Genomic DNA, 7,745 nt, shown 5'->3' with positions numbered 1-7,745 from the left:
GCTCCTGTTCCGGTGCTCCTGTTCCGGTGCTCCTGTTCCGGTGCTCCTGTTCCGGTGCTCCTGTTCCGGTGCTCCTGTTCCGGTGGTCCTGTTCCGCCTTCAGGCGATCTCGCATAAGATGCTAAAGTCCGTCAAGCGCTGCGATGCGCGCAGCACGGTGCATGGAGCCGGCCGATCCGGGAGAAATGTTGTCGTATCTCATTGATACATCGTAATTTCCTATCTTCCACACTGCGGCGAAGGTGCAGGGTTAGGGCGTTCGTTTCATCCTTACGATCTAAAGGAGCGGCACTTCGGCGGTCTGAAGAACGTCAAAATATTACACTAAACGCAACATGAATGCCAGCACTTTCTGCAGCGATGCACCCCGCTCCACGCCTTGTCACCACGGGAGCCGCCGGGCCTTGCGTGATCTCCTGGTCCCCTACCTATCGCCTCGGGCACTCGCCTGCATCGCCCGGTCTCCGCCCCAGCCGAGAATATCTGCCCAAGGCGGAAGCACGTTTACAGACCGCTGGCTTTGACCAAACATTGCGCATCGACTCCGCACTGCGGGCCGTCCGATCTGGAGGAACCGATGACACCGGCAGCCGAAGCGTCGGCGAACACAGCTGACTTCGACGCCATCATCATCGGCGCCGGCATGTCGGGCCTGTACCAGCTGCTGCGGCTGCGCGAACTGGGCCTCAGCGTCCGCGTGCTCGAGGCCGGCACCGAGGTCGGCGGCACCTGGTACTGGAACCGCTATCCCGGCGCGCGCTTCGATTCCGAAAGCTATTCCTACGGCTATTCCTTCTCCAAGGAGCTGCTGGTGGAATGGAGCTGGAGCGAGCATTTTTCGCCGCAGCCGGAAACGCTCCGCTATCTCAACCACGTCGCCGACAGGTTCGACCTCCGCCGCGACATCGAATTCGGCGCCCGGGTCAAGACCGCGGCGTGGGACGAGGCGGCGCGGCGTTGGACCGTGACGCTGGAGAACGGACGCCGTCTCACCGGCCGCTTCCTGATCACCGCCATCGGCGCGCTCTCGGCCCCGACCCTGCCTCGCATTCCGGGCCGCGAGAGCTTCCGGGGCGAGTCGCATCACACGGCGGAGTGGCCGAAGGAGGAAGTGCGGTTCGAAGGCAAGCGCGTCGCCGTGATCGGCACCGGCGCGAGCGGCGTGCAGACGATCCAGGAGGTGGCGAAGACGGCCGGGCACCTGACCGTGTTCCAGCGCACGCCCAACTGGTGCGCGCCGCTGCACAACGACAAGATTGGCGAGGCGGAGATGCAGGCGATCCGGGCGCGCTACGACGAGATCTTTGCCCGCTGCGCCGAGACTTTCGCCTGCTTCCTGCACACGCCGGACCCGCGCAAGACCTTCGAGGTGAGCGACGCGGAGCGCGAGGCCGTGTTCGAGAAGCTCTATGCGGAGCGCGGCTTCGGCATCTGGGTCGGGAACTTCTCCGACATCCTGACCGACAAGCGCGCCAATGCCGCGATCTCCGATTTCGTGGCGCGGAAGATCCGTGCCCGCGTGAAGGATCCGGCGGTGGCCGAGAAGCTGATCCCGAAGAACCACGGCTTCGGCACGCGCCGCGTGCCCCTCGAGACCCGGTATTACGAGGTCTACAATCAGCCGAATGTCGAGCTGGTGGACCTGACCGAGACGCCGATCGAGCGCATCACCGAGACCGGAATCCGCACCAGCGCGCGGGACCATGCCTTCGACATGATCATCTACGCCACCGGCTTCGATGCCCTGACCGGCGCCTTCGACCGGATCGACATCCGCGGATCGGGCGGGCGGAGCCTGAAGCAGCACTGGTCCGGCGGGGCGGCGACGTTCCTCGGCTTCCAGTCGGCAGGCTTTCCCAATCTTCTGATGCTGCTCGGGCCGCATACGGCGCTCGGGAACATTCCGCGCAGCATCGAATACTGCGTCGACTGGGTGACGGGGCTGATCGGCTTCATGCAGGCGCGTGGCCTGTCGCGGGCGGAGGCGCCCGTCACATCCGTCGAGGACTGGATGCGGACGGTGCGCGAGAGCTCGGCCGGCCTGCTCGCCAACGAAGTGAGCTCGTGGTTCACCGGCGTGAACACCAATGTGGAGGGCAAGGGCAGCCGCATCCTGGCGCGCTATAGCGGCAGCGCGCCCGCCTTTCGCCAGCGGGCCGACGAGGTGGCGGCGCAAGGGTATCGCGAGCTCGATCTCGGCTGATCCGCGCCGCAGCATTTTGGAACCATCGGCGGCGCGCGCGGTTGCTTCTGGCGGTAACAATTCGACGGAGACGCCAGATGACCGAACGCCTTCTTTCCGGCGCCGTATTTGCGCTGGCATTGGCTCTTCCCACCACCCTCTCCGCGCAGACCGCAACCGTGCCGCCGGCCCAGCAGCCGCCGGGCGTCACCACCGTGCAGCCCGGCAGCCCGGTCGCCACGACCGGACCGTTCCTCGGCCTCGAGGGCATGCCGATCCGTGCCGAGAGCGGCGAGAAGGTGGGCGAGGTCGAGGACGTGCTTATCGATCCGCAGGGCCGGGTCGTCGCGCTCGCCATCGAGATCGATCGCGTACTGGGCATCGGCGATTACGACCGGGTCGCCACGCTCGACCTGTTCCGCCATGCCCATGGCAAGCTCTATACCAGCCTGACGCGCGAGCAGCTCGAAGCCCTGCCCGAATGGCGCGATTGATCGCGGCTCAGCCGGCGATCAGCGCCGCCCATTCCTGCTCGGTCAGGATGGCGACGCCAAGCTCGCGCGCCTTGGCGAGCTTCGAGCCGGCGTCGCTGCCGGCCACCACGTAGTCGGTCTTCTTCGAGACCGAGCCCGCCACCTTGGCGCCGCGCGTTTCGGCGCCGGCCTTGGCCTCCTGCCGGGTCATGGTCTCGAGCGTGCCGGTGAACACCACGGTCTTGCCGGCGATGGCCGAGCCTTGCGTCTTCGGCTTGACGAAATCCTGCACCTCGACCTGGGACACGAGGTCGTCGACGACGTCGAGATTGTGCGGCTCGGCGAAGAAATCGACGATCGCCTGCGCCACCACCTCGCCGATGCCCTCGATCGCGTTGAGCTCGGCCCAGGCCTCGCCTTCCTTGTCGGTCGCCGCCGCCATGGCGGCGCGAAATGCCGAGAACGAGCCGTAATTGGCGGCGAGCAATCGCGCCGTCGCCTGGCCGACATGGCGGATGCCGAGGCCGAACAGGAAGCGCTCGAACGGAATCTGGCGCCGCGCCTCGATGGCGGCGAACAGGTTGGCGGCGGAGGTTTCGCCCCAGCCTTCCTGCTCGGCCAGCGCGGCCTCGCCCTTGGCGTGCTTCTTCTCCAGCCGGAACAGATCGCCCGGCCGTTTCACCCAGCCCCATTCGTGGAACGCGGTGATCTGTTTCTCGCCCAGGCCTTCGATGTCGAAGGCGTCGCGGGAGACGAAGTGGCGGAGCCGCTCCACCACCTGGGCGCCGCAGCTGAGGCCGCCGGTGCAGCGGCGCACGGCGTCGCCTTCGCCGCGCGTGGCGTGGCTGCCGCAGACCGGGCAGGCTTCGGGGAACCTGTAGGGCTCGGCATCCTTCGGCCGGCGATTCAGGTCGACCCGCAGCACCTGCGGGATCACGTCGCCGGCGCGGCGGATCACCACGGTGTCGCCGATGCGGATGTCCTTCCGCGCGATCTCGTCCTCGTTGTGCAGGGTGGCGTTCGACACCATCACGCCGCCGACGCCGACCGGCTTGAGCCGCGCGACCGGCGTGAGCGCGCCGGTGCGGCCGACCTGGATCTCGATATCCTCCAGCGTGGTCTCCGCCTCCTCGGCCGGGAACTTATGCGCGGTGGCCCAGCGCGGCTGGCGGCTGACGAAGCCGAGCCGCTCCTGGAAATCGAGCCGGTTGACCTTGTAGACCACGCCGTCGATCTCGAACGGCAGGTCGGCGCGCTCCGCCGCCAGGTTGCGGTAATAGGCGAGCAGCTCGTCGAGGCTCTTGCAGAGCCGCCAACGCGGGCTGGTGACGAAGCCCCAATCCTTGAACGCGCCGAGCATGCCGGACTGGGTCTTTTCCGGCAGCGCGCTCGCTTCGCCCCAGGTATAGGCGAAGAAGCGCAGCGGCCGGGTCGCGGTGATGCGCGGATCGAGCTGGCGCACCGCGCCGGCGGCGAAGTTGCGCGGATTGGCGAAGAGCGGCTCGCCACGTTGCTCGCGCTCGGCGTTCATGCGCAGGAAGTCGGCCCGGCGCATATAGACCTCGCCGCGCACCTCGATCCGCACCGGATGCCCCTTGCCCTTCAGCTTGAGCGGGATCTCGCGGATGGTCCTCAGGTTGGCGGTGATGTCCTCGCCGACCTGGCCGTCGCCGCGCGTGGCGCCGCGGACGAAAACGCCGTCCTCGTAGAGCAGCGAGGCGGAGAGGCCGTCGATCTTCGGCTCCGCCACCATGTCGACCTCGGTCTCGGCACTGAGACCCAGGAAGCGGCGGATGCGGCCGAGAAACTCCGCCACGTCCTCGTCGGCGAAGGCATTGTCGAGCGAGAGCATCGGCCGGCCGTGGGTGACCTTGCCGAAGGCCTCGGCCGGCGCCGAGCCGATCCGCTGGCTCGGGCTGTCCGGCGTGACCAGGGCCGGATATTCCTGTTCCAGCGCGACCAGGCGCTTCCTCAGCTCGTCATACGCCGCATCCGAGACGGTCGGCCGGTCCTCGGCGTAGTAGCGCCGGTCGTGCTCGAGGATCTCGGCGGCGAGCTTCTCGTGCTCCGCCCTCGCCTTCTTCGGAATCGTCACACACGCTCTCCGGCGAGCAGGCTTTCGGCGGCGGCGCGCGCCTGATCGGTGATGCTGGCGCCGGCCAGCATGCGGGCGATCTCCTCGCGCCGCGCCGCGCGGTCGAGCGACGTCACCTCGACTTTGGGCAGCGCCTTGCCGCGGGCCGACTTGGCGACGGTGAGATGCATGGCGCCGCGCGCAGCGACCTGCGGCGAATGGGTCACGACCAGCACCTGGAACTTCTCCGAAAGACGCGCGAGACGCTCGCCCACCGCGGCGGCGGTGGCACCGCCGATGCCGCGGTCGATCTCGTCGAAGACCAGGACCGGGGCACCGCCGCGCCGGGCCAGCGCGAGGTTGAGCGCCAGCATGAAGCGCGCAAGCTCGCCGCCGGAGGCAATCTTGGCGAGCGGGCCGGCCGGACTGCCCGGATTGGTCGCCACCTCGAAGCGGATGCGGTCGATGCCGCCCGGCCCCCAATCGGGCTCGGCCAGGCGTTCGATCGTGGTCGCGAAGACCGCGGTGCCGAGCCGGAGCGGCTTCAGCTCCGCCATCACCGCCTTGTCCAGCTTGGCCGCCGCCTTGACGCGGAGCCTGGAAAGGCCGTCGGCGATTTCGACATAGCGCGCCGTTGCCGCGGCCTCGGCAGCCTCCGCCGCCTTCAGTGCCCCCTCGCCGCTCTCGATCAGGTCGAGCTGGCGGCGCAGCGCGTCGCGCTTCTGCGCCAGGTCGTCGACCGCGCAGCCGTGCTTGCGCGCGGCGGCGCGAAGCGCGAACAGCCGCTCCTCGACGCGCTCCAGCTCGCGGTCGTCGAAATCGAGCGCGCGGCCGGCCGCGGCCAGCGCGCTCTCCACCTCGGCGATCGCATCGCCGGCGGTGCTCAGCGCAGCGAGCGCGGCATCGAGATGGCCGGCGGCCCTGGGCGCCACGCGCCCGACGCTGCGCGCGGCGAGCCTGAGGCGCTGCGCGACCGAGTGACCGCTGCCCTCGACCTGCTCCAGCGCCTCGCGCACCGCCTCGGCGGTCTTCTCCGCGCCCTGCAGGAACAGGCGGCGCTCCGCGAGCCCCGCTTCCTCGCCGCTCTCCGGCGCGAGCTTGTCGAGCTCCGCCAGGGCGTGGCGGATGTAGTCCTCCTCCCGGCCGGCCTCGGCAACCGCGCGGCGTGCCGCCTCGGCCTGGTCGCGCGCGACCCGCGCCGCCGCATGCGCCGCCGCGACCTCCGCCACCGTCCCGGTCGCGCCGGCGAAGATGTCGAGCAGCGGCCCATGCGTCGCCGGGTCGAGCAGGCCGACCTCGCTGTGCTGGCCGTGGATCTCGACCAGGGTCTCGCCGACCCGGCGCAGCAGGCCGATCGAGACCGGCTCGTCGTTGACGAAGGCACGGGTGCGGCCGTCGGCAGCGACCGAGCGGCGCAGCACCAGCTCGTCGCCCTCGACATTGATGCCCTGTTCGTCGAGCAAGGCCCGGGCCGGATGGTCGGGGATCAGATCGAAGCGGGCGGCGACCGAGCCGCGCTCGGCGCCGGCGCGCACCAAGCCATCGACGGCGCGACCGCCCAGTGCCAGGCCCAGGCTGTCGAGCAGGATCGACTTGCCGGCGCCGGTCTCGCCGGTCAGCACCGAAAGGCCGGCGCCGAAGCTAAGGTCCAGCGCCTCGATCAGGATGATGTCGCGGATCGCGAGCTCGCGCAGCACCGCATCCGCCCGGCATCAAAAGATGCGCGACATGTTGCGCGAGAACCAGCCGGCGCTCTCCTCCGGCGGACGCAGATCCTTACCGGTCAGCAGAAAGTAGGAATCGGCGTACCACTCGCTGCCGGGATAGTTGTGGCCGAGCACGGCGGCGACGTTCTTCGCCTCCTCATGCACACCGAGCGCCGTATAGCATTCGACCAGCCGGTGCAGCGCCTCGGCCACATGGGTGGTGGTCTGGTAGTTGTCGACCACGTTGCGGTAGCGGTTGATCGCCGCCACGTAGTGCCGCTGGTTCTGGTAATAGCGGCCGACATTCATTTCCTTGCCGGCCAGATGGTCGCGCGCCAAGTCGAGCTTGAGCCGCGCGTCGCGCGCGTACTCCGTGCCGGGGAAGCGGCGCACCACCTCGTCGAGCGACTTCAGGGCGAGCTCGGTGTTCTTCTGGTCGCGCGCCACGTCGACGATCTGCTCGTAATAGCTGATGGCGACGAGGTAATAGGCATAGGCCGCGTCCTTGTTGCCGGGATGCAGCTGCTTGAACCGCTCGGCCGCCAGGATGGCGTCGTCGTACTTGGTCGCCTGATAATAGGAATAGGCCGACATCAGCTTGGCCTTGGTGGCCCAGACCGAATAGGGATGCTGGCGGTCGACCTCGTCGAATTCCTTGGCGGCCTGGATGTACTCCCCGGCCGAAAGCGTCGACATCGCCCGGTTGTACAGATCCTCCACCGGACGCTCGACATACTTCTCGTCCTTGTCGCCGGCGCAAGCGGCGAGCAGGAACAGCACGGCCGCCAGGGCCGCCACGGATGTTCGGGTCATGTTCACGCGCATGGCCAGCTTTCTGTCATGCGGCGGCCAGGGAATCAAGCGCGCCCGCCCGTTGCCGGGCGGGCGGCCTGAGGCTCAGTTGGCCTGGCGGCGCAGGAAGGCCGGGATGTCCAGCAGGTCAGGCTCGGCCTGGCCCGCGGGCCGTTCGGCCGGCTCGATCGGCAGCTGCTGCGCCTTCGGCGCCGGACGAGGTGCCGGCGTCGCGGCGGGGCGGGAAAGCGTCGGCGGGACCGGCTCGGCCGGCCGCTCCGCCGGCTCGGCGCCGATGGTGAAGCGGGCAAAGGGCCGCGTCACCCGGGCGAACAGATTCGGCTTGCGCGGCGCCAGGGCCGCCTCGCCTTCGCCGGCCGGCCGGGACGCCCGCGCGGCGCGCACGCCCGGATCCATTGCCTTCTGCGGCACGAAGGGACCGGGCGCGTCGGGCGCGCGCAGCGGCGGCGCCGCCGGCTCGACCGCCGCCTGCGGCGCGGTGGCCGGCACCGACAGGC

At 69.2% G+C, this 7,745-nt stretch carries 5 protein-coding genes and 1 pseudogene; 2 read left to right on the top strand and 4 right to left on the bottom strand.

The features are described from left to right. Positions 1–577: 577 nt before the first annotated feature. Together DT074_RS27160 and DT074_RS27155 are read left to right on the top strand one after the other, a co-directional pair. Positions 578–2,203, top strand: a complete 1,626-nt coding sequence (locus DT074_RS27160; RefSeq protein WP_119422974.1) for a flavin-containing monooxygenase — start codon at positions 578–580, stop codon at positions 2,201–2,203. A 77-nt stretch (positions 2,204–2,280) separates the two neighbouring features. Next, positions 2,281–2,676, top strand: coding sequence for a PRC-barrel domain-containing protein (locus tag DT074_RS27155; RefSeq protein ID WP_119422973.1), 396 nt, complete (start codon positions 2,281–2,283; stop codon positions 2,674–2,676). Between the two features lie 7 nt (positions 2,677–2,683). Here DT074_RS27155 and ligA read toward each other — a convergent pair whose 3' ends face one another. The 4 genes and pseudogenes from ligA to DT074_RS27135 form a co-directional block, all read right to left on the bottom strand. Next, complete coding sequence (gene ligA, locus DT074_RS27150) at positions 2,684–4,750, bottom strand: NAD-dependent DNA ligase LigA (protein ID WP_119422972.1); 2,067 nt, start codon at positions 4,748–4,750, stop codon at positions 2,684–2,686. Next, positions 4,747–6,426 (bottom strand): DNA repair protein RecN, encoded by a 1,680-nt coding sequence (gene recN / locus DT074_RS27145; RefSeq protein ID WP_119422971.1) that lies wholly within the window; start codon positions 6,424–6,426, stop codon positions 4,747–4,749. Before recN ends, ligA begins: the two co-directional genes overlap by 4 nt. A gap of 15 nt (positions 6,427–6,441) precedes the next feature. Continuing rightward, a complete protein-coding gene (locus DT074_RS27140) occupies positions 6,442–7,248 on the bottom strand; it encodes an outer membrane protein assembly factor BamD (RefSeq protein ID WP_368744945.1) in 807 nt (268 codons plus the stop codon). 84 nt (positions 7,249–7,332) lie between these two features. Further along, positions 7,333–7,745 (bottom strand): annotated as a pseudogene (locus DT074_RS27135) (hypothetical protein); the annotation flags it as partial.

This window comes from Desertibaculum subflavum (assembly GCA_003576705.1).
GTDB classification, from domain to species: Bacteria; Pseudomonadota; Alphaproteobacteria; order Ferrovibrionales; family Ferrovibrionaceae; genus Desertibaculum; species Desertibaculum subflavum.
The sequence above is the reverse complement of the archived record's forward strand: the minus strand, read 5'-3'. Positions and strand labels throughout refer to the sequence as shown.

Coding starts and splice junctions, on each gene's coding strand:
- DT074_RS27140 (WP_368744945.1), bottom strand. CDS start 7,248: ATGACCCGAACATCCGTGGCGGCCCTGGCGGCCGTGCTGTTCCTGCTC.
- DT074_RS27155 (WP_119422973.1), top strand. CDS start 2,281: ATGACCGAACGCCTTCTTTCCGGCGCCGTATTTGCGCTGGCATTGGCT.
- DT074_RS27160 (WP_119422974.1), top strand. CDS start 578: ATGACACCGGCAGCCGAAGCGTCGGCGAACACAGCTGACTTCGACGCC.